At 69.7% G+C, this 19954-nt stretch carries 19 protein-coding genes and 1 pseudogene; 12 read left to right on the forward strand and 8 right to left on the reverse strand.

Features of this window, described 5'->3' with window-relative positions; all coding sequences use genetic code 11:
- The first annotated feature begins 69 nt into the window (after nt 1-69).
- Complete coding sequence (locus K7472_RS02170) at nt 70-1287, forward strand: alpha/beta hydrolase family protein (RefSeq protein WP_222973346.1); 1218 nt, start codon at nt 70-72, stop codon at nt 1285-1287.
- Nucleotides 1288-1466: 179 nt separating this feature from the next.
- On the forward strand, nt 1467-1976 hold the full coding sequence (locus tag K7472_RS02175) for a hypothetical protein (protein ID WP_222973348.1): 510 nt from the start codon (nt 1467-1469) through the stop codon (nt 1974-1976).
- An 83-nt stretch (nt 1977-2059) separates the two neighbouring features.
- Here the strand turns inward: K7472_RS02175 and K7472_RS02180 are convergent, their stop codons facing one another.
- Together K7472_RS02180 and K7472_RS02185 are read right to left on the reverse strand one after the other, a co-directional pair.
- Nucleotides 2060-2902, reverse strand: a complete 843-nt coding sequence (locus K7472_RS02180; RefSeq protein ID WP_222973349.1) for a hypothetical protein — start codon at nt 2900-2902, stop codon at nt 2060-2062.
- A gap of 185 nt (nt 2903-3087) precedes the next feature.
- Nucleotides 3088-4059: a chitinase gene (locus tag K7472_RS02185; protein WP_308013727.1), complete on the reverse strand. Its 972-nt coding sequence runs from the start codon at nt 4057-4059 to the stop codon at nt 3088-3090.
- 308 nt (nt 4060-4367) lie between these two features.
- On the opposite strand from K7472_RS02185, the gene K7472_RS02190 reads away from it, so the two are divergent.
- The 3 genes from K7472_RS02190 (at nt 4368) to K7472_RS02200 (ending at nt 6788) form a co-directional block, all read left to right on the forward strand.
- Nucleotides 4368-4700 (forward strand): ArsR/SmtB family transcription factor, encoded by a 333-nt coding sequence (locus K7472_RS02190; RefSeq protein WP_222973350.1) that lies wholly within the window; start codon nt 4368-4370, stop codon nt 4698-4700.
- Nucleotides 4701-4734: 34 nt separating this feature from the next.
- Nucleotides 4735-5415, forward strand: a complete 681-nt coding sequence (locus K7472_RS02195; RefSeq protein WP_222973351.1) for an NAD(P)H-dependent oxidoreductase — start codon at nt 4735-4737, stop codon at nt 5413-5415.
- Nucleotides 5416-5651: 236 nt separating this feature from the next.
- Nucleotides 5652-6788, forward strand: a complete 1137-nt coding sequence (locus tag K7472_RS02200) for an AI-2E family transporter (protein ID WP_222973352.1) — start codon at nt 5652-5654, stop codon at nt 6786-6788.
- Nucleotides 6789-7648: 860 nt separating this feature from the next.
- On the opposite strand, the gene K7472_RS02205 is transcribed toward K7472_RS02200, so the two are convergent.
- A complete protein-coding gene (locus K7472_RS02205) occupies nt 7649-8152 on the reverse strand; it encodes a DinB family protein (protein WP_222973353.1) in 504 nt (167 codons plus the stop codon).
- 235 nt (nt 8153-8387) lie between these two features.
- Nucleotides 8388-9191, reverse strand: coding sequence for an alpha/beta fold hydrolase (locus K7472_RS02210; protein ID WP_222973354.1), 804 nt, complete (start codon nt 9189-9191; stop codon nt 8388-8390).
- Nucleotides 9192-9443: 252 nt separating this feature from the next.
- On the opposite strand from K7472_RS02210, the gene K7472_RS02215 reads away from it, so the two are divergent.
- The 4 genes and pseudogenes from K7472_RS02215 (at nt 9444) to K7472_RS02225 (ending at nt 11908) form a co-directional block, all read left to right on the forward strand.
- A complete protein-coding gene (locus K7472_RS02215; protein ID WP_222973355.1) occupies nt 9444-10664 on the forward strand; it encodes a glycosyltransferase in 1221 nt (406 codons plus the stop codon).
- A pseudogene (locus tag K7472_RS32395) lies at nt 10665-10772 on the forward strand (AraC family transcriptional regulator); the annotation flags it as partial.
- Nucleotides 10773-11186: 414 nt separating this feature from the next.
- Nucleotides 11187-11732, forward strand: a complete 546-nt coding sequence (locus tag K7472_RS02220; protein ID WP_252394919.1) for a hypothetical protein — start codon at nt 11187-11189, stop codon at nt 11730-11732.
- Nucleotides 11733-11746: 14 nt separating this feature from the next.
- A complete protein-coding gene (locus K7472_RS02225) occupies nt 11747-11908 on the forward strand; it encodes a hypothetical protein (protein WP_222973356.1) in 162 nt (53 codons plus the stop codon).
- Nucleotides 11909-12268: 360 nt separating this feature from the next.
- On the opposite strand, the gene K7472_RS02230 is transcribed toward K7472_RS02225, so the two are convergent.
- Both K7472_RS02230 and K7472_RS02235 read right to left on the reverse strand, forming a co-directional pair.
- Complete coding sequence (locus K7472_RS02230) at nt 12269-12418, reverse strand: hypothetical protein (RefSeq protein ID WP_222973357.1); 150 nt, start codon at nt 12416-12418, stop codon at nt 12269-12271.
- A gap of 9 nt (nt 12419-12427) precedes the next feature.
- Nucleotides 12428-12874 (reverse strand): anthrone oxygenase family protein, encoded by a 447-nt coding sequence (locus K7472_RS02235; protein ID WP_222973358.1) that lies wholly within the window; start codon nt 12872-12874, stop codon nt 12428-12430.
- Nucleotides 12875-12964: 90 nt separating this feature from the next.
- Here K7472_RS02235 and K7472_RS02240 point away from each other — a divergent pair, with 90 nt between their 5' ends.
- Nucleotides 12965-13543 (forward strand): TetR/AcrR family transcriptional regulator, encoded by a 579-nt coding sequence (locus tag K7472_RS02240; RefSeq protein ID WP_222973361.1) that lies wholly within the window; start codon nt 12965-12967, stop codon nt 13541-13543.
- 955 nt (nt 13544-14498) lie between these two features.
- A complete protein-coding gene (locus K7472_RS02245) occupies nt 14499-15719 on the forward strand; it encodes a carbohydrate-binding protein (RefSeq protein WP_222973363.1) in 1221 nt (406 codons plus the stop codon).
- A gap of 279 nt (nt 15720-15998) precedes the next feature.
- Here the strand turns inward: K7472_RS02245 and K7472_RS02250 are convergent, their stop codons facing one another.
- Nucleotides 15999-16499, reverse strand: coding sequence for a hypothetical protein (locus tag K7472_RS02250; RefSeq protein ID WP_222973366.1), 501 nt, complete (start codon nt 16497-16499; stop codon nt 15999-16001).
- Nucleotides 16500-16586: 87 nt separating this feature from the next.
- Nucleotides 16587-17051 carry a hypothetical protein gene (locus K7472_RS02255; protein WP_222973368.1) on the reverse strand — a complete coding sequence of 155 codons (465 nt, stop codon included), beginning with the start codon at nt 17049-17051 and terminating at the stop codon, nt 16587-16589.
- 244 nt (nt 17052-17295) lie between these two features.
- On the opposite strand from K7472_RS02255, the gene K7472_RS02260 reads away from it, so the two are divergent.
- Nucleotides 17296-19632 (forward strand): ATP-binding protein, encoded by a 2337-nt coding sequence (locus K7472_RS02260; RefSeq protein WP_308013728.1) that lies wholly within the window; start codon nt 17296-17298, stop codon nt 19630-19632.
- Nucleotides 19633-19954 lie beyond the last annotated feature (322 nt).

A 19954-nucleotide genomic window follows, 5' to 3' on the forward strand; every position in this document is an offset into this window, starting at 1 on the left:
AGGCGAGGGTTAGAGTCTTCCCAAGACGAGACGGAACGGACCCGTCTCGACAAGGTGAAAGGTATTGCCATGCGATTCCTGTTCGAGGACGAGTCGTTCTCCTTCGAGACGCTGCGTGCGGCCGGCTTCGCCAACTACGGCGGCTCAGACCTGGGCGAGGTCATCGCCACCGTCCGGAACGTGGCGGAGGGGGACGAGGAGGCGTGGCTGCGCGAGTGGAAGGCCACCGCGGAGCGCGTCCACGCCATCGGCAGCCGCGCCCTGGCGGACGGCCACCGCGTCAGCGCCCGCGAGGCCTTCCTGCGGGCGTCGAGCTACTACCGCACCGCCGAGTTCTACCGCCGCGACGACCCCGCGAACGACCCGGAGGTCAAGCTCCTGTCGGGCCTGTCCCGGGAGACCTTCGCCGCCGCGGCGGAGCTGATGGACACCCCCGTCGAGGCCGTGCGCATCCCGTACGAGGACACCACCCTGCCCGGCTACCTCTTCCTCGTGGACGACTCGGGCACTCCCCGTCCCACCGTCATCTTCACCAGCGGCTTCGACTCCACGCTGGAGGAGGCCTACTTCGCCATCGGCGCGGCCGCCCTGCGCCGCGGCTACAACGTGCTGGCCTACGACGGTCCCGGACAGGGCGCGGCGCTGCGCGAGCAGCGACTGGTCTTCCGCCCGGACTGGGAGGCCGTGGTCACCCCGGTGGTCGACTACGCGCTGACCCGCCCCGAGATCGACCCCGACCGGCTGGTGCTGACGGGATACAGCCTCGGCGGCTACCTGGTCGCCCGCGCCGCCGCCTACGAGCACCGTCTGGCCGCCCTGGTCCTGGACGACGGCCTCTACGACTACCACGACGCCCACACCCACATGATGGCGCCGTTCCTGAGCGAGTGGGTCGAGGCCCGGTGGGACGACCTCTCCAACCCCGTCACGAACCTGCTGATGAAGAGCAACACCCAGCTGCGCTGGGCCCTGCGCAACGGTGTGTGGGCGTTCGGCGCCGACTCGCCCGCGGACTACATCCGCCGGACTGTCGACTACACCCTCGAAGGTGTCGCCCAGCTCATCGACTGCCCCACCCTCATCCTGGACGCCGAGAACGACCAGTTCTTCCGCGGTCAGCCCCAGCGTGTCGCGAACGCCCTCACCTGCCCGCACACCCTGGTCACCCTCCCCGAGGCCGAGGGCGCCGGCGAGCACTGCCACATGGGAGCCATGTTCCGCTTCCACCAGATCACCTTCGACTGGCTCGACACCACCCTGGCCCCGGCGACGCAGCCCGCCGGCTGACCCCCTCAGCACCCACACGCCGCACCGCGGGACGGCCGGCCCCGGAACGGGCCGGCCCCCAGCGGGGGCTGCCGGTCGGCACGGTGCCGTACGCGACCTCGCCGGGCTCGCCCAGCCCGCCCTGGCGACCGCCGCCGCTCTTCACGAACCAAGCAACCGATCAACGAAAGGCTCCGGAGATGACCGGCTACGCCACCGCAGGCTGGACCGAGATGTTCCTGTGCGCGGGCGGTGCGGCGGCAGCGCTCAGCGGCCTGATCTTCGTCGGCCTGAGCGTCAACATCCGCACGGTCCTGGAGATGGAGCGGCGCGAAGGCCGGAACTCCATGACGGGCCGCGCCCTCGAAGCCCTCGTCGCCCTGCTCATCGTCCTGCTTGTCAGCATCGTCGCGCTGACCCCGGCCCTCAGCCGTGGCGTGTTGGCCGCCTTCATCCTCGTCAACGCCGCCGGGAGCGCGATCTCACCCTGCAGGGCCGTGTACGGCAGCCGCGGCGTGAGCGCGCCGAGCGCCGTCAAGCTGATGAGGCTGATCCCCGCCGGCGCGCTGACCGTCGCCCTGCTGGCCGCGGGAGCATCGCTGGCCGCCGGTCACGGAGGCGGCTTGTACTGGCTGCCGGCCGCGTTCGTCCTCGCCGTCACGGTCGCCGCCGTCAACGCCTGGGTGATCCTCGTCGAAGTCCTGCGGTGAGTCCTGTGGTGAGTCTTGTGGCGCGAGGCGTCTCCTCACGTTCGCCTTCCTCCGAACCGGAGGAGGGCGACTTGCGGGTTCGGTCAAGGGCGTTCGCCGTACTGGAGGACGCCGCCGAGCGAGAAGCAGAGAGCGCCGGTGAACGTGCCCCAGTCGGCGATGTCGGCGTTGACCGGGCTGCCGGTGGCGGGGCGGGTGTAGGCGGCGAGCGCCGAGATCATGAACAGGAAAGAGCCGAGCTGGTTCACGGCGACGATCCACCAGCCGAGGTCGCGCGGCAGCAGTCGCGGTCTGCCGTGGCAGATCTCAACGAGGGACAGGTGCCCGGAGAGCAGAAAGAGCACGCAGCCGACCACGTCCGGCGCCCAGATCAGCCGGTTGACCTGTCGGACGGTCAGGCCTCGCAGGAACGAGTCGAGCAGGTCGACGGCGAAGACCAACGTACCGGCGAACAGGACGAACACGCTCAGCCAGTCGAGGCGTTGCGGCTCGAAGCTCCACCACCGCCAGCGCGGGGTGGTGAGGGCGCCCGCGCCCCCGGGGACGTGGCGTGGAGCGTTGACGACCTGGAGCAGGGACACGTAGCCGCCGGTGTTGAAGAACAGGCCGCCGGCGAAGTAGATCGACGCGCAGGTGGTGGCGTAGCCGGAGCCGAACTCGGTGACGGCGGCGCCGGCCGCGAAGAGCGCGCCACCGATGACGAAGGCGGTGGCGGCGATCGCGTTGAGCCTGCGAAGACGGGCGACGGCGGTGTCGTCGGCGCTCGCGGGACGGGCGGCGGCCGTGCCGGGCGGTCGGACGGTGAGGAGCCCGCGGCGCCGGGCGAGCCGGGACTCCCAGATCGCGGTGCCGCCGTCAGGTGGCTGCCAGGTGAGCCGGGTGGTGAACGGTCCCGCGCCCTCGGCGCGCTGATCGGGCTGTTCCACAGGCCGAGACTAGGCGGCCGCCCGGTCGTCGGTAGGAGCGCAACGCCGCGGAACGCCGCCGGCGCGTCCTGAGGGCCGTTGAGGATCCTGAGGGCCGTTGAGGAGCGGCCCCCGACAGGCCCTCAGGAATCCGTCAGGGCTGCGGGACTTCGGACTTCGGGACGTCGTGTCAGCCCGCGTACTGCTCAGCCCGCGTACTGCGTGATGATCTTGGTGAAGTCGTACGGGTTCTGGTCGACGCTGCTGCATGCCCCGTCCGCCCAGTTGTGGGGGACGCCGGGGTCGCAGGCACGATCGCGGTTGAGGTCCCAGTAGGAGAGCTGGGCGACGTGGTTGCTCTGCGCGAAGGCCAGCAGCGCGTTGAACGTGTCCTGCGTGAACAACTCGCTCGGCTGGTCGGTGTGACCGTTCATCAGCTGGATCGAGGTGTGCGCCCAGGCGGTGGCGGCATCCCATCCGTACAGGGACTGCAACTGGGTGTTGACGTCGTCGGCGACGGTCTCGGCGGCCTCGGTCTCGGTGCCGCTGGTCAGGCCGAAGTCGAAGTCCATGATGTTGACGGTGTCGATCCGGGCGCCGTCGGCGATCGCCTGCCGTATCTCGTCCTTGCCCGTGTCCGGGAGGCCCACGGTGGTCATCGGAATGGTCAGGGAGACCGTGAGCCCGGGGTTGTCCTGCTCCAGCGTCTTGATGGCGCCCCAGCGGACCGCCATGTCGGCGTCCAGGTCGTCGCCCTCCCAGTCGAGGTCGATCCTGGTGAGTTCGTACTTGTCGATGACCTGCTGGTAGGCCGCCGCGAGTGCCGCCGAACCGCCGCAGGTCGCACCGAGTTCGGTGCCGTTGTAGCCACCGAACGAGACGCTGACGTCGCCGCCCGCGGCGCGGATGGCGTTCACGTCGGCGGCCACCTGCGTGTCGGCGGCGACGGTGTGCGTGCTGTCGCCGTCCCAGGCCGGAGTGCATCCGCCGGAGTCGAGCACGAAGGCGAGGAGGAATTCCTTCTCGCCGGAGTCGGCGACGATGTCGGAGATCGCCTGCGGGCTGTTGTCCAACGGCATGAAGTACGCGGGGTGTTGGAACGCCGCGTCGGTCGTCGGCGTGCGCGCGGCGGGATCCCGTAGCGGCGACGCGGCCGCCGTCGTGGCGGGTGCCGTCACGGCGGTGAGCGCGGCCAGGACCGCGGTGGCTGCCGCCAGACGCGTGAGTGACCTGTGTGCGGGGCGAGTTGAGGAGTGAGGAGCGGGCATGGTGCGCCTCCCAAGCGGGTGGGGCCGTTGGTCCCCATAACTTGGACTAGACCAATTGGCCGCGTCAAGAGGAGTGCAAGGGGGGCGGTCCGTCGACGGCAGGGCCTGGGGTTCCGCGGCTCGGGGGTCGTCGACGCGTCGACAGGCCGGTCGCGGTCCGGAGGTGACGCCGGGATAACGTGGCGTTCCGGGGTGTCGGAAGGAAGAGTGAGGACCGTATGGGTGGAGCGCCGGAACTGGATTCGGGTGATCTGATCGAGGTGTTCAAGGCGCTCGGCAACCCCGCCCGCCTCCAGATCATGCAGTGGCTCAAGGATCCGGACGCGCACTTCGGCGCGTACGAGCCGATCGCCGACCGGAACGCCGTCGGCGTGTGCGTCACGCATATCCAGGCGAAGGCGGGCCTTGCGCAGTCGACGGTCTCCAGCTACATGGGCACGCTCGAACGGGCGGGGCTCGTGCTGCCCACGCGGGTGGGCAAGTGGACCCACTACCGGCGTGATGAACGGCGGTTGGCGCAGCTGGCGCATGCGGTGGCCGCCATTATCTGATTGACACATCGCGATACGTAGATATGATCTTCTCATGTCGACTCCCGATGCTGCGCCCGTCGCCCTGATCGTCCATGCTCACCCCGAGCCCCAGTCGTTCAGCACCGCTCAGATGGTCACTGCGGCGCAGGCCCTGCGCGAGGCCGGTTACCGGGTCGACATCCTCGACCTCTACGCCGAGAAGTGGTCGCCGATCCTCGACCGCCACGAATTCGGGCCGCTGGAAGGCCACTTCAAGCCGCAAGCCGAGCAGATGCGCGCGGTCAAGGACGGCACTCTCGACGCCGCTGTCAGGGACCACCTCGACCGGTTGCTCGCAGCCGATCTGCTCGTACTCTCCTTCCCGCTGTGGTGGTTCTCGCTGCCGGCCATCCTCAAGGGCTGGATCGACCGGGTCTTCGTCATGGGCGGAGTCTTCGGCGGGGACCACGGGACCTTCGGGGACGGGGCCCTCGTGGGAAAGCGTGCGATGCTCCTGCTCACGACCGGCGGGGTCAGCGAGTCGTTCCAAACGGGTGGCACCCTCGGCCCCCTGAACGACTTCCTGTTCCACATCCACCGCGGAATGCTGGAGTTCGTGGGCTTCCAGGTCCTCGACCCGGTGGTGACCCATGCCCCGGTCCGCATGACCGCTCAGGCGCGGGCCGCGGCACTGGAAGCGGTCGGCCGGTCCGTCGGACGCGCCGCGAGGGACGGCCGGCCCGTCACCCGTTGACCGGACGCCGCCGTGGCGCGCCACCGCGGCGTTCACCAGGGGGCCGTCGGTTCGCGCTGGCGGAGGCGGAGTTGCCCTGATCGCCGTCGGCCCGGGGCAGGGAGCGAGCGCGGGATCGGAGCGGCTGTGTCGCGGCGTCCGCCGCTCTGACCGCATGTCATGGTGGTGCGGGGGCAGAATGCCTACCCGTGGTCCTGGCATCCACAGGACCGGTACCTCTCTGGCAGGACAGACCGATGGCCGCGATCGACGCCCCTTCACCCTCCGGACCGCTCCCTTCGTCCGGGGAGGGACCGGAGACGCAGCCGTCCGGGCTGCCCCGGCGAGGCATCGTGCCGCGCCGGCCGCGCCGGACGGTCTCGTGGTTCACCGCGGGCTTCGGGGCCACGCTGGGCGGTGTGCTGGCGTACTCGCTCGCCGACGAGGTGCTGCGGATCAGCCAGTTGGTCGTCCTGCTCATGCTGGCGTTCTTCGTGGCCGTCAGTCTCGACCCGTTCGTCCGGTGGCTGGAGCGGCGCCGGGTGCGCAGGGGGGTGGCGGTGGCCGTCGTGCTGTTGGCGTTCACGGCCGTCTTCGCCGGATTCCTCGCCCTCGTCATCGCCCCCGTGACATCCGAAGTCCAGGCCTTCGCACGGTCCTTGCCGCGGTGGCTTCAGGAACTGCGTGACCACCACTCCCGGCTGGGCCGGCTGGAGGACCGCTACCACCTGATCGACAAGGTGAAGGGCGAGCTGGGCTCCTCCAGCAGCTCCGGCGTCGTCTCGGGACTGCTGGGGGCGGGTCAGGCGATCTTCAGCACGCTGAGCGACTTCGTCATCGTCATGGTCGTCACCATGTACTTCATGGCGGGGCTGCCGCAGATCAAGACGTTCGCCCACCGGTTCGTCCCCGGCTCCCGACGCGCTCGTGCCGAGGCGCTGACCGAGGAGATCTTCGTCCGGACCGGCCGCTACATGCTCGGCAACCTCGCCACTTCCGCCATCGCGGGCCTGGCCACGTTCATCTGGTGCCAGATCACCGACGTTCCGTACGCCGCCGCCCTGGGGATCTTCGTCGCGCTGCTGGACCTGGTGCCCATGGTCGGCTCCACGATCGGCGGCATCGTGGTGAGTCTCGTGGCTCTCGCGGTCTCCCTGCCCATCGCCGTCGGCACGGCTGTCTTCTACATCGCCTTCCGCGTGGCGGAGGACTATCTCATCGTCCCGCGGGTGATGAAGTACGCCGTCGACGTGCACCCCATCGTCACCGTCGTGGCCGTGCTGATCGGTGGCGCACTGCTCGGCATCATCGGCGCTCTCGTGGCGATCCCCGCCGCCATGGCCCTCGGCCTCCTCCTCGACGAGTTCGTCTTCCCCCGCATCGAGAGCCTCTGAGCCCCCCCCGCGCCGAAAGCTTCTGAGGCGCGAGCCCGTCATCCCGGCACCGGTCGGCGGGGCTGGTCGGAGGGTGGGTGACCGCCGGCCGCGTGCCCCGGGGGACTGACTGCGTCGGAGACCCGCTCCCGCCCGCCGGTCGCGTCGGCTCACCGTGCCCAGCCCGGGCGCGGGGCCGTGGAACCCTCCGCTCAGGGCGCGCAGAAGGCGTTGTCCGCAGCCTTCCGGAGAGCGGCCCCCCATGGGTGCCTCCCCGCAGGTGGTACTCGTCGTAGGCTCACCCCGGCTCGCCCGCCGCCGCGAGCGTCGACTCCGGCGGTGGCGCGCTCGGCCTTTCGCGCTGACCACCACCCCACCAGGATCAACCGGGAAGGCCGCGAGCGTGCGACATACGGGGAGACCGGCGACGGTCATCCGGTCCTGCGGTGAGCATGGGCCGGTTTCTCCGATGCCGCTCAGGGGCCCGCGGCTTCGCGTCGCACCAGTCGACTTCAAGTGCTCCGCTGAAGACCAAGAGCCTGGGGGAGCCGGAAATCCATGGTTCGGCCGACTTCGCGCCACGCCTCTTCGGCGGCATCGCGGACATGGGTGGGCACGTCACCGCGCTCGCTTACCAACCGGGCATAGATCGGTGCGTCGCTATGGTCTGTGCTCACTCTGAATGCTCCCGACGATCGTTTTCGCACCGCTTCTGCTCGAGCGGTCGTGACAGCCGAGTGTAGGGGGACCTGCCAAGAACCACCCTGGGCAGCCTCTTCGACGCTCCCCTTGGCTTCGCCTGCACCGGGAAACCGGGGCCGGCCAAGGGCCTAGCCCACGATCCCCATCCGAGACCGAGGCTCTGGCCGGCGCACACCGCGTCAACGCCCGATCGAGCCGTCGATCTGCTCGCGCAGAATGTCCGCATGACCCGCGTGCCGGGCGGTCTCCTCGATCATGTGCACCAGTACCCAGCGCATCGACGGCGGCGGGGTCTCGCGCAGCGAACGGGCGCCGGGGCGCTCGAGATCGGTGCAGGCCAAAGCGACTTCGTTGGCCCGGGCGATCGCCTCACGGTAGGCCGCCGCCAAGCCCGACGCGGTGTCGTCGGCGGACACCGCGCCCTCGTCCTCCCATTGCGCGCGGTCGGCACCGGCGTAGGCCCAGACGAACCAGTTGAGTTCGACAGCCGCCAGGTGTTTGAGCAACTGGAGCAGACTGGTCCCGGAAGGGACACCGCCTGTACGGACCGCGGGTTCAGGGACTCCGGCCGCCTTCGCCAGGATGGACTCGCGCAGGTAGTCCAGGAAGGTCAGCAACGTGGTCTTCTCGTCGGCGTTCAGGCCGGGCGGCCGAAGATCGGGGCGGGGCTCCAGGGTTGTCATGGCAAAACCGTAGGCGATCTCTCCAAGCCACCTGTCGGTCGCGCGGCCCGGCACTGCGGCACGCGACCCGGTTCCAGGCCAACCGTCACGACAGCGACGCCGGATGCCCGCAACGTCCGAACCGGCGTCCGTCCTCGAAGACCGTCGGTTGGTGGATCACGGTCACGTGATGTGCGCCTTGACTCACCGGTCCGGGGGTGGGAGCCAGGAGTGCGTCCCGTTGGTGACGGTTCACTCACGCGCGTACGAAGTGCTCCACCGGGTTGAGGTAGGGCAACCCATCGAGCGGCTGGTCGGTGAAGTAGCGGCGGATCAGGTCCGCGAGGTCGGTGTCGCGTTCGATCTGGACCAGGTGGTCGGACTCCTTGATGGTGGTGAACCGGCCGGCCAGGTCCCGGGCGACGCGGCGGCCCACCGGAGGCGGGGTGATGGTGTCGAACTCGCCGGTGAACACCAGGACGGGAGCGGTGACCGCCAGGTCCGGCAGGCTCCAAGGATGTGTCAGCAATCGTTCGTGGTGGACGATGTCCATGGCCAGTTCGCGTTCTGTGAGACCCGCGAACCTCTGACGCATCAGCCGCGCCACAGCGGCCCTGCGGCGCACGACCCCATGGTCCGCGGGCGCCATGAACTGCTCGACCATGTCCTGGGCCAGTTCGTCGAACGAACGCTCTGCGGCCATGGCACGCCATCGTTTGGCCGCCATGGTGTATTCAGGTGAGATCGTCTCGGCGGTGCCTCCGAGCATCAGGCGCGCCACGCTGCCGGGGTGACGCTGGGCCAGGCGCAGGGCGATCGCCGCCCCGAAGCAGGCGCCGAAGACATTGACGCGGGCGAGGGACAGCGCCTGGGTGGCATGGTGGACGGTGTCGGCGAGGAAGTCCATGCCGTACTCGACCGGCAGGGGATCCGCTTCCCCGTACCCGGGCAGCTCCAAGGTCAGCACGGTGGCGTGGGGGAGCAGGAACCGCTCGTACCGCAACCAGGAGAACCGGTCCTGCGAAGAACCGCCGAGAAGGATCAAGGGCTCGGTGGCCAAGGTCCCTCCGGGGGCCGAGCGGCCCGAGTCAGCTGCGCGGGCGATGAACCGGAAGCCACGGAATTCCAGTTCGTATTCCCTGGTTTCGCTGTCGTTGGAGTGATCAGACATGGTCCCTCTATACCGATCGCAGGCCCCGCCCGTCAGCGTTCACAGCCAACTCACCCCAAAGATGCGGTGCTTCACTCTCTCGGACACGCGCGGTGGCGTCGTCCGGGACACTCGCCCGGCACCGAGCTCATACTCTGCGGCATGCGAGTACTGCTGGTGACGTGGGGAACGACCGGAGACGCCCTGCCGTACGCCGGTCTGGGCACGCGGCTGCGAGTGGCCGGGGTGATGGTGACCGTCGCCACGTCCGAGCGGCTCGCACCGGTCTTCCGACGCCATGGGATGCCAGTGCACGTCCTTCCCCTGGCCGAACACGAGGAGTCCGCTCTGGCCCCCGACCGGTTCGACCGCCGGCAGAGCCCGGCCCGGCTCAGACGCAGGAAGCGCAACGCTCAGGACATGGCCCAGGTGATCGCCCGCGGCGTCATCGGGGCCGTCGCACAGGGGGTGGACGTGATCCTCGCCCATCCCTTGACCCACCCCCTGTGCGCTGTGATCGCCCGAGGCACCGGGACACGCTGCGTCGGGGTCTACACGGCCGCACCCGCGATGCTCCTGCCCCGGCTCAGTGCCGGCAGCCGAATGCCCGCGCACGCCTACCGGATCGCCGAAACGCTGGCACGAGCGGCGATCAGCCCTCTTTACGCACCAGCACTGTCGTGGACGATGCGTGAACTGGGGGTGAGGAGGACGGGCACCAGGACCGTCGTCGGCATCCTGCGCGGTGAACGCGTCCTGCATGGGTTCAGCCGCGGTCTGCTCCCCCTGGGGTCCGTTCTGCCCGGCGGCCACACGTGCGCGGGGTACTGGTGGCCGGTGCGCGACCCCGGCTGGCGACCCGACACCCGACTGACGGACTTCCTGGACTCCGGTGCCGCGCCGGTGTTCTTCGGATTCGGAAGCGTCGCGCCCGGAGACGCACGGCAGTTGGGTGCCACGATCAGGACCGCGGTGCGCGAGCTGGGCCTTCGTGCAGTCGTCCAGGCCGGCTGGCAGGGCTTGGACGTCCGCGGCGATGACATCCTGACCATCGGTGAGTGTCCGCATGAGTGGCTCTTCCCCCGGATGGCCGCTCTGGTTCACCATGCGGGCCCGGGAACCGTGGGTGCCGGGCTGCGGGCCGGCGTTCCGGCGGTGCCCGCGCCCTTGGCCCTTGACCAGCCTTTCTGGGCCCGACGTATGACAGCTCTGGGTCTGGCCCCGATGTCCCTTGACGCTCGGAGCCTGACAGCGACCACTCTCGCTGGTGCCCTGTCTGCGACGCTGCGTGATGAGACATACCGTGACCGGTGTGTCGCGCTGTCGAAAGCCATCGCGGCCGAAGACGGAACGGCGCGCGTACTGACGGCACTGGCACCGTAGCCGCGGACCGCGGCCGCCACGGCGACCGGCTTCCACGACCAGCCCCACCTGACCCGCCACTTCAAACGCATCGTGGGCACACCGCCCATCCGCTACGCTCCACCACGAGTGCGGCGAGGTCGGCGAACGGTACGTCCGCGTCGCCGCCGAGCACGCTTCCTGGTGGCGGGTGGCGGGTGGCGGGTGGCAGGTGGCAGGTGGCAGGCCGCCGCGTTCCGCTGCCTCCTGAGCCAACGGTCCCTCGCCGGGCGCGGACGAGGGGACGCGGGGTGCGCGCATGCGGGAGTCGTCCGGATCGGCCGGGATGCCGTACGCGTGCGGCGGTCGCCGCAGCACGGCTTGTGGTGTCTCCTCGTCGAAGACCGCGACCTGCTGCACTTCGTGTCCGTAGGACTCCAGCAGGCGGCGGGGGAGTGGCCGGTTCGCCCCATGAATCCCCGCCGGGATGAGTCAGCCCGCGCTTCGGGGGTACCCGCGTCGTGTCGCCGGGAGAACCGGTGGCACGGGAAGTGGTGACAGGGAATGACGCAGGGTTACGCCGTCGGCGCCGTACCGGAGAGCGATGACGTCGTCCTCCTGCTGCGAAGGCGGCACGACGAGACCCGGGAACTGATCGGCCAGGTGGCCGCCGCACCCGCAGACCGCCGCCGCGAGCCCTTCGAACGCCTCACCCGCCTGCTGGTCGTCCACGAGACAGCCGAGCAGGAGATCGTCCACCCCCTTACGTTCGGCTACGTTCGGCGCTCCGGCAACGAAGGGGAGCGGGTGGCGGGGCGCAGGCGCCGGACGGCCGAGGAGGACGAGGAGTTCCCCCTGCTCCACGAGGTGGCGGGTCCGGTCGCCCTCCAGGCCATGGCCAAGGCCGCCCGGGCCGCCGAGGCGCTCGCCCCGATCCGGCCCGCTCGGGATTGGGCCCTGCCCCGAAGAAGGCGGTTGTCGACCCGTCGGCAGGTCTGGCCGACCGCATCCGGGACGCCGTCTGCACGGCGATGGGACATCTGCCGTGACGCGCCGGACGCCGCCGAGGTGCCCGGCCGATGTGACCTCCCCGCCGACGCGGGGTGGTGAAGGAGAGAGAGGACATGCGAGACCTGGCTGGACCTAGGAAGACCGTCGAGACACCGCGTGAGTCGCACCCGCGGCAGATGCTCGCCGCACGTGTCAGAGCGGCCCGTGTGCCGTCGATCGACTGGTCGGCCGCCACGGAGAAGGGCGAGCCGAACATCGTCCGCGGTGAGAACTGAGGCGGACGCATCCGGCCGCTGACACACCACGAGATCGGGAGGATGCCGGGACGACGCACCGCCGCGACGCTCCGCGCACCGGAGGCCGCCTCGTGGCATCACCCCGAAGGCGTCGGGACGCGATCCAGGCCGGTCCGCTCCCTCGGCAGGTCCGCCTTTCCCGTCGACCGCGCCGGGATCGTGGCGAGACTCCGTGACGGCCGCGCCGACGATCAGTTGGTCCGGCAGGCGTAATCCCTGCCGGGCGGCAAGGAGTACGACAACGTGCAAAGCGTCTCCCGTGACTTGGGCCCGGGCGCCGAGATGCCCGGAACCTGACGCCGGACCTCGGACCGCACGCAGGCGGCGGTGCAGGGGCGATCAGGCCGCTGCGGCCTCGTGGGTCTCGCGCATCACCCGCAGGCCGTTGACCAGCGCCAGCGTTGCGGTCAGGCCGTGGACGGCGTTGCCGGACTCCGTGAGCGCGGCGGCCGATGAGGTGCTGGATGCCGCGTACGGGCGGCGGATCATCCCGTGGGCTCAGGCGAGGGCGGTGACCAGCAGGGTGAAGGCGGCGATGAGGACGGCGACGCGGACGTAGTGGAGGCGCTCCCAGCGGTTCAGCTGCTGCTTCCAGTCGGCGGGCCGGGTCTCAGGGGTCCACGTCTTGTTCCGGTTGTTGATCGGAACGAGCAGCAGAAGCGACATGACCACGCTGAGGATCAGCAACGCACCGGCGGTGACGACGAGACCGGTGCCGTGGTGATGCCACCCGGCGGCAGCCCAGACGCCGACGAGGACGAGCGAACCGACGTACCAGAACGGCATCACGGCGCCGAGCATCCGGCCCCCGTGGGCGTGGCCGAGCTGGGCGCTGTCCTCCGGGAGCGCGTTGAGGATCCGGTTCATGACGAAGGCGACGGAGAACTCCACCCCCACCATCACACCGGCGACCACGATGGTGACGACTTCGAGTGCGTTGAGCATGATGGCCCTCTCGAGATCTAGCAATGCTAGCCGTTGAGGCAACGCTAGTACTGCTGCCGCTCGAATGTCTAGCGATGCTAGGATCGGGCCATGTCGGTACAGGAACGCAAGCAGCGGGAGCGGGCGGAGCGCGAGCGCCTCATCGTGGCGACGGCCCGCGAACTCGCCGAGCGGCAAGGCTGGGACGCGGTCACCACCCGCCGACTCGCCGAACGCATCGAGTACAGCCAGCCCGTCCTCTACAGCCATTTCCGCGGCAAGCGCGAGATCATCGGCGCCGTCGCCCTCCAGGGCGCCACCGAGCTGGCCGCGGCGGTGCGGGCCGCGACCGCCGCGGTGGACGGTCCGCGCGAGCGGGTCGCCGCCCTCGCGCACGCCTACCTCGACTTCGCCGCACGCAACCCCGCGGTCTACGACGCCATCTTCGAGCTCGACGGCGGCCTGGCGTACGCGCGGGAGGACACCCCGGAGCCCCTCAAGGACGCCTTCGCCGCACTGCTGGAATGCCTCGGCGACGTCGCCGGGGACGGCGTCCACCCGGGGCTGTACACCGAGACGTTCTGGGCGTCCCTGCACGGGCTCGCCACCCTGACCCGGGCGGGACGACTCCCGCCGCAGGACACCGAGCCGAGGGTGAGACTGCTGGTGGACCGGCTCGCTGTGGTCTGACGCACCCTCCGATGGGCACGTGGCCGGGGCTTCGCGCCCGCCGCCGTCTGGCTGCGGCATCGCTTCCGGCCGCACGCGCTCACGTGGCCCCTCCTCCGGCCGCGCTGCGGCGTACGACCGCGCACCGGCCGGGCGTGGTGTAGATCTGCACGGCCCGCCGAGGCAGTCGGTCCTTGGACGACGAGCCGCCGCGGCGCCCCGTACGGACGGCCCTGGGCGCACGCCGTGGGGCCGGTCAACCACGCGGTGACGTGGCTGGGCGAGAACTGGGTGCTGCCGCCGGGGTGTCGTTGCCGTCCCGGCGGGTGCCGGAGGGACGCGCTCGCAGCACGCCGCGTACGTCATCCTGCTCGGGCGCTGCGCCAAGCGTCGCCCCGCGTCGGACACCGGCGGGGCCACCGCCACGGCTCAACCCTGCGGGCTGAACGACGAGTTGCCCTTGAGCCGGGCGCCCTGGGTCGCACCGGGGCCCACTCTTCGAGACCGGCCTTCACCAGGGTGAGGAACTCCAGGTCCGGCAGCCGCTTAGGTGAAGGCTCTTCGTGGCGAGTGCGACGTCGTATCCAGGCGTCAGCGGATGCTACTGAGCCCAACCGGTCGGACAGCCCCCGGACTTCGGGCCTGGAAGCCCCAAGCACCGATTCAAGGCCCGCCCGTGGACGTGCTCCTCGCGCTCACGGGCGCCCCCGGTGGCGCGCTCCCGCCTCCCCTCCCGCCCTCATGACTGCCCTGCGCTTCAAATTGGTCTCGACCAATCCGTCCAATGGTCTTGACCAATACGTTCACTGCCCGTAAAAAGTGGTCACCTTGCCGGTCCACCGGCTCCGTGAGGTGCCGTGTTTGCAACAGTGCCTCTCGCCTTGGAGGGTTCATGCGGGTTGGAAGACGCATTTTTCGCACAGCGCTCATAGCCGGCTCGGCGTTCGGGCTTGCCACCGCGGGATCGGTCCTCGCGGTGGCCTCGGCGCCTGCCGCGCAGGCCGCCACCTCCTGCGCCGCGGCCTGGAGTTCCACCACCGTCTACACCGCCGGCCAGCAGGCCAGCGAGAACGGCACCAACTACACCGCGAACTACTGGACCCAGGGCAACAACCCGGCGACCAGCAACGGCGGAAGCGGTTCCGGACAACCGTGGACCTCCGGTGGTGCGTGTAGCGGCGGATCGTCGGGCGGAGGCGGAGGGACCGGTGGGGGGACCGGCGGAGGGACCGGGGGCGGAACGGGTTCGGTGAGCGGCCTGCTCTTCAGCCCGTACAAAGACGTCACCATCAACATGAACTGGAACACCTACCAGATGCAGTCGGCCGTGACCGGGTCCGACCTTCCGGTGGTGGGCTCCGGCAGCCTCGTGTCGCAGTACGTCCCGAAGCTGCCCGCTCTGTCGCTCGCGTTCGCCACCGGCTCCTGCGGCAGCGAGACCTGGGGTGGCGTCTCGGGTGCCAACTGGGCCGCCGAGAACGTGCCCCAACTCCAGTCCGCCAACATGAAATACGTCATCTCGACGGGCGGCGCGTCCGGTACCTTCACCTGCGACTCGACAGCCGGCATGGAATCCTTCATCGCCCGCTACGCGAGCCCGGACCTGGTGGGCATCGACTTCGACATCGAAGGCGGTCAGACGCAGTCCGACATTCAGAATCTGGTCGCCGCAGCGGCGGGAGCACAGGCGCAGTACCCCAACCTGCAGTTCTCGTTCACGCTCGCCACGCTCGGAGCGTCCGACGGCAGCTACGGTGGCGTGAACTCGCTCGGGAACGAGGTCGTCCAGGCGGTGCTCGGCTCCAGCCTGAAGAACTACGTCTTCAACCTGATGACCATGGACTACGGCAACGCGTCCAGCAGCGTGTGCGTCGTGACCTCCGGCAGCTGCGAGATGGCGCAGTCGGCGATTCAGGCGGTGAAGAACCTCGAGCACACCTACGGAGTACCTGCGAGCAAGATCGCCGTCACGCCGATGATCGGCATGAACGACGCCACCAGTGAGACGTTCACCACCGCGGACGTGGACACACTGACGTCGTACGCGGCCAGCAACGGCCTGGCCGGGCTGCACTACTGGTCACTGGACCGGGACACGCCCTGCTCCGACACGTATGCCGCCCCCAACTGCGACTCGATTCCCAGCACCACACCGCTGGAATACACCAACAAGTTCCTGAGCGATCTGGGGGACTGACGAAGAACCCGAAGCGGGCCGCGCACGAACGACCGTGCGCGGCCCGCCTTCCGTTCAGCGACATGCTCGGCACCAGGTGGTGAGTAACTGCCCTGCCTGAAATGTGGGGCACTTCGTCCCACGGCACCAGCTCCATCCCACCTGGAACTTACGGTGGGAACTACCGCCGCCGGGGTGGCGTCGGGATGCCGTCCGAGCTCCGGCCAGGATCGATGGCCTCTCCTGCTCGTTCCTGCCCGTGATGACCCTCGTCGCCCCGGGCGAGCGCCGCATCGAGAATCACGTACCGGCCGGGTCGGTCCTTTGCTGTCCGCCGACTCGTGCCAGGAGGGCCCAGTGTCCGCGGCTCGAGGTGATGAGGGGCTTCGGCTGGGTGGTGTTGTCCAGGTCGGTCGTGTGGACTTCGTCGTCACAGGGGATCGAGTGCGTCCCGACTGTGAAGTGGCCCGTGCTGCATGCCACGTAGAGGGTAGTGGGGCCGGACAGCGTCAGCGGTGCGGAGTGGGTTCCGTCGCCGTAGGAGAAGGCCAGATCGGTGCCGGGGCCGGCGGCGTCGGAGACGGCCACGGCCAGCGGATCCCGCCCGGTCCCAGTGGCCGGGGCCGTGCGGTGCGTGGTCGCCGTGTCCGCTTGTCCCCAGGGCTGAAGTCCGAAGAGGACTGCCAGTGCGGCCACCGCCGTTGCGCCTCCTGCGTAGACGATCCAGGGGATCCTGCGGCGCGGCACCGTGCGGTCATCGGTGGGCGCGTGACTGGCGTGCTGGTCCGGCTCGTCGTACATCTGTCTGCTCCTCGGCCTGGGTGCTCGGGGCGGCGGGCAGGGCCCGGGCGGGATGTCGGTCCTGCCCGGCCCCGCAGGCTGTGCTGCCTACTTGTGCACGCCGACGCAGTCGTCGGTGTATCCGACGCGTTGGTTGTACTGGGGGAAGAACAGTGTCGCGCAGACCTCGACTTCGTTCGGCGGCTGTTCTTGGTGCAAGGAAAACGTGTGCGATGCCCCGGCGTTCTTGAAGGTGTTGCAGGACTGGTTCGGCGAGGAGACCGTCGAGAAGCCGCTGGGCGACTTCCACAGGGTCAGCGCGGGCTGTACCAGGCAGTTGTCCCCGCTCGGGAAGGTCCAGTCGTTGGAGGTGTCGATGTACGCGTTCGCGTAGTTGATGTACAGGCCGTCGCCCCCGGAGTTGTTGACGTATGTGCACAAGATGAACTCGGCACCGGCGACCGTGCTGTTCCCACCACATTCACTGCCGCTGGCATGGGCCGTTCCCGCGAACGCGACGCTGCCGAGGACGGCTGCCGCGACCGCGGCGAGACCGGTGAGCTTCTTGGACATGAGTGTCCCTTCTTGAACGGTGGGGAAACGGTGGGGAGTTCACGGCGATGCTGAATCCCCTGTGGCTGTGGCTGTGGCCAGGCTGCCGCCCGCGTGGTCGGCACGCCAAGGGCCCGAAGCCGGCGTGTGACAATCGCACCTGCGTAGCGTCTGTGAGCTGCGCAGTGAGACCGTGTCACCAGGATGTGGTGACGCCGCCGTAGGGAGATGAAGCGTGCCGTACTGGGCTCCGCTACCTGACGATGTGGGTCCGGCACACAGGCAACTCGTCAGCCGACTCCGTGCGTTGAAGGACGAGCATCGGCTGACGTACAAGGAGATGGGCCGGCTGACTCACTACAGCCACGCTTCGTGGGAGCGGTGGCTCAACGGCAAGCGCATGGTCACCCACGAGGCGCTGACGAGCCTCCTGGCGGTGACGGGTGGGGGCGAAGAGCTCTTGCGGCTGTACGAGGTCGCCGTCGGCCCACGGGACGTGCATGCCACGCGGGCTCCGCAGGCGGCCTCCGAAACGGTACGTCCAGAGCCCGTGACCCCCGGTCCCGAGGCGGCAGCCTCCATCAGCATCGCGCAACTCCCCCCGAACACGGCCGGGTTCGCTGGGCGCGAGCGTCAACTGCAAGTGCTGACGGAGACGCTCACCGAGGCGACCAGTCCGGGTGGACACCTCCGGATCGTGGTGATCACCGGCGGTGGTGGACTGGGAAAGACGGCCCTCGCCCTTCAGGCGGCACACCGCCTGGCCGACCGCTTCCCCGACGGGCGGTTCTTCGCCGACCTCGGCGGCACCGACCTCGACCCCCGTGAACCGCACCAGGTCCTCAGCGGTTGGCTCAGAGCTCTGGGCCAGGAAGTCGATCCCCGTGACGACCTGGACGAACTCTCCGGCCGCTGGCGCACCTGCTTGCACGGCCGGCGTGCGCTCGTGTTGCTGGACAACGCGAAGGACGCCCGCCAAGTGCTTCCGCTGCTGCCCGGAGAACAGGCATGCGCTGTCCTGGTCACCAGCCGGGGCTGGCTGGCCGGGGTCCCGGGTGCCCGGCACCTGGCCCTGGGGCCGCTGGAGGACGCGGAGGCCCTTGACCTGCTCGCCGCCCGGATCGGCGCGAGCCGCCTGGCGCAGGACCCGGACGCGGCAGCCCAGTTGGCCCGTCTGTGCGGAGGTATCCCGCTCGCCCTCCATATCGCCGGAGCCCGCCTGACCGCACGGCCCTCCTGGCCGGTGGCCGCCCTCAGCGCCCGACTCCGCGACGAAGGCCGCCGCCTCGACGAACTGAAGGTCGCCGATCTCGCCATCCGGTCGGTCTTCCAGCTGAGTTACACCAGCCTCCCCAAGCTCGAGGAGAACGAGTCGGTCGACCCCCGTCATGCCTTTCGTCTCCTGGGCCTCACCCCCAAGGAGGTCAGCCTGTCCGCCGCGGCCGCCCTCCTGGGGCAGCACGAGGACAGCACCGAAGCAGCCCTGGAACTCCTCGTCGACTCCCACCTGGTGGAAAGCCCGGTACCGGGGCGCTACCGCCTCCACGACCTGCTGCGGCTGTACGCCCGCGAGCAGGCGGAGCAGCAGGAGACCGAGGCCGACCGACGGGCGGCGGTCCGACGGATGGCCGCCTGGTATCTGGCCGGTCTGGCCACCGCTGACCGTCTTCTCCACCCGAACACCCGCAGGCCCGACCTTCCCCAGGCGGACCCGCACCACCCCCCGGTCGTCCTCGACGACACCGCGGCCGCCCTCGCATGGTGCGACCAGGAACGCCCGGCCCTGGTGGACGCCGCTCGACTCGCCGCCGAGCACACGGCCCACGACGTCGCATGGCTGCTCGCCGTCTTCGCGGGAACCAGCTTCCGGCAGCGCGGCTGGTACACGGAGTCTCTGACCATGAACACCATCGGCCTCGACGCCGCCCGGCTGCTCGGAGACCGGAGTGCCGAGGCGTCCATGCGCAACGGACGCAGCACACTGATGATCCTGGCCGGCCGCTTCGAGGAGGCCGGAGAGCACCTGACCGCCGCACTCGGCATCCGTCGGGAACTCGGAGACGCGATCGGCGAGCTGGCCGCCCTGGGCAACATCGGAACCCTGTACGCGGAGCAGGGGAAATGGGAAGACTCCAAGACGCATCAGCTCCAGGCTCTTGCCATGTCCCGAGTCCTCGGGCGGCGGTCGATCGAAGCGAACGCACTGAACAACCTCGGGACGTGTGCGGACGCACTGGGCGACTACGCGGAGGCGCTCGACCACTTGCACGCCGCCCTCACCCTCTACAGGGAGGAAGGCGACCGCGACGGCGAAGCCGTGGCATTGATCAACATGGCGGAGGCTCACCTTCACCACCAGCGCCCCGCCGAATCCTTGCCGTTGCTGGCAGAAGCACTGCCGATCACGCGGGAAGCCGGCGACCGCCACGCCGAGGCCACCGTCCTGGCCGACCTCGGCCGGATCAAAGCCGCACAGCAGCTCACCGACGAGGCACGCCTCCTGCTTCGGCAGGCCCACGACCTGTGGGAGGAACTCGGCCATCACCGGGACGCCGCAGCGGTACGCGCGGAGATCGGAGCCCTGGAACCAGCCCCCGCTTGAGCAGGCCGCCACGCACCGCAGCGCCATCCGCGACGCCCTGCCGACTTTGCCCACGAGGAGCTGCTTGTCGAACCCGTCCGCCAGGTTCACCAGTTCGGCGCGACCCCGGACGGCCATCACTCCCGCTCCTCGCGGCAGTAAGGTTCGCACCACTCCTCAGGGGCGGGGCTCCAACCTGTGAGACGGCTTCTCGGCGACGCGTGTTTCGTCGGCTGGAGCGTGCCGTCGGCGCAGTCTCCGCGGGTCGGTGTTTTGACCGAACGGCCCGGCGACAAGGCTCGCTGCCATGATGTGGCCGATGCCCGGCACCACGAGCGTCACC

The organism is Streptantibioticus parmotrematis, assembly GCF_019890615.1.
Lineage (GTDB): Bacteria > Actinomycetota > Actinomycetes > Streptomycetales > Streptomycetaceae > Streptantibioticus_D > Streptantibioticus_D parmotrematis.

Coding starts and splice junctions, on each gene's coding strand:
- K7472_RS02170 (WP_222973346.1), top strand. CDS start 70: ATGCGATTCCTGTTCGAGGACGAGTCGTTCTCCTTCGAGACGCTGCGT.
- K7472_RS02175 (WP_222973348.1), top strand. CDS start 1,467: ATGACCGGCTACGCCACCGCAGGCTGGACCGAGATGTTCCTGTGCGCG.
- K7472_RS02190 (WP_222973350.1), top strand. CDS start 4,368: ATGGGTGGAGCGCCGGAACTGGATTCGGGTGATCTGATCGAGGTGTTC.
- K7472_RS02195 (WP_222973351.1), top strand. CDS start 4,735: ATGTCGACTCCCGATGCTGCGCCCGTCGCCCTGATCGTCCATGCTCAC.
- K7472_RS02200 (WP_222973352.1), top strand. CDS start 5,652: ATGGCCGCGATCGACGCCCCTTCACCCTCCGGACCGCTCCCTTCGTCC.
- K7472_RS02205 (WP_222973353.1), bottom strand. CDS start 8,152: ATGACAACCCTGGAGCCCCGCCCCGATCTTCGGCCGCCCGGCCTGAAC.
- K7472_RS02215 (WP_222973355.1), top strand. CDS start 9,444: ATGCGAGTACTGCTGGTGACGTGGGGAACGACCGGAGACGCCCTGCCG.
- K7472_RS02220 (WP_252394919.1), top strand. CDS start 11,187: ATGACGCAGGGTTACGCCGTCGGCGCCGTACCGGAGAGCGATGACGTC.
- K7472_RS02225 (WP_222973356.1), top strand. CDS start 11,747: ATGCGAGACCTGGCTGGACCTAGGAAGACCGTCGAGACACCGCGTGAG.
- K7472_RS02230 (WP_222973357.1), bottom strand. CDS start 12,418: ATGATCCGCCGCCCGTACGCGGCATCCAGCACCTCATCGGCCGCCGCG.
- K7472_RS02235 (WP_222973358.1), bottom strand. CDS start 12,874: ATGCTCAACGCACTCGAAGTCGTCACCATCGTGGTCGCCGGTGTGATG.
- K7472_RS02240 (WP_222973361.1), top strand. CDS start 12,965: ATGTCGGTACAGGAACGCAAGCAGCGGGAGCGGGCGGAGCGCGAGCGC.
- K7472_RS02250 (WP_222973366.1), bottom strand. CDS start 16,499: ATGTACGACGAGCCGGACCAGCACGCCAGTCACGCGCCCACCGATGAC.
- K7472_RS02255 (WP_222973368.1), bottom strand. CDS start 17,051: ATGTCCAAGAAGCTCACCGGTCTCGCCGCGGTCGCGGCAGCCGTCCTC.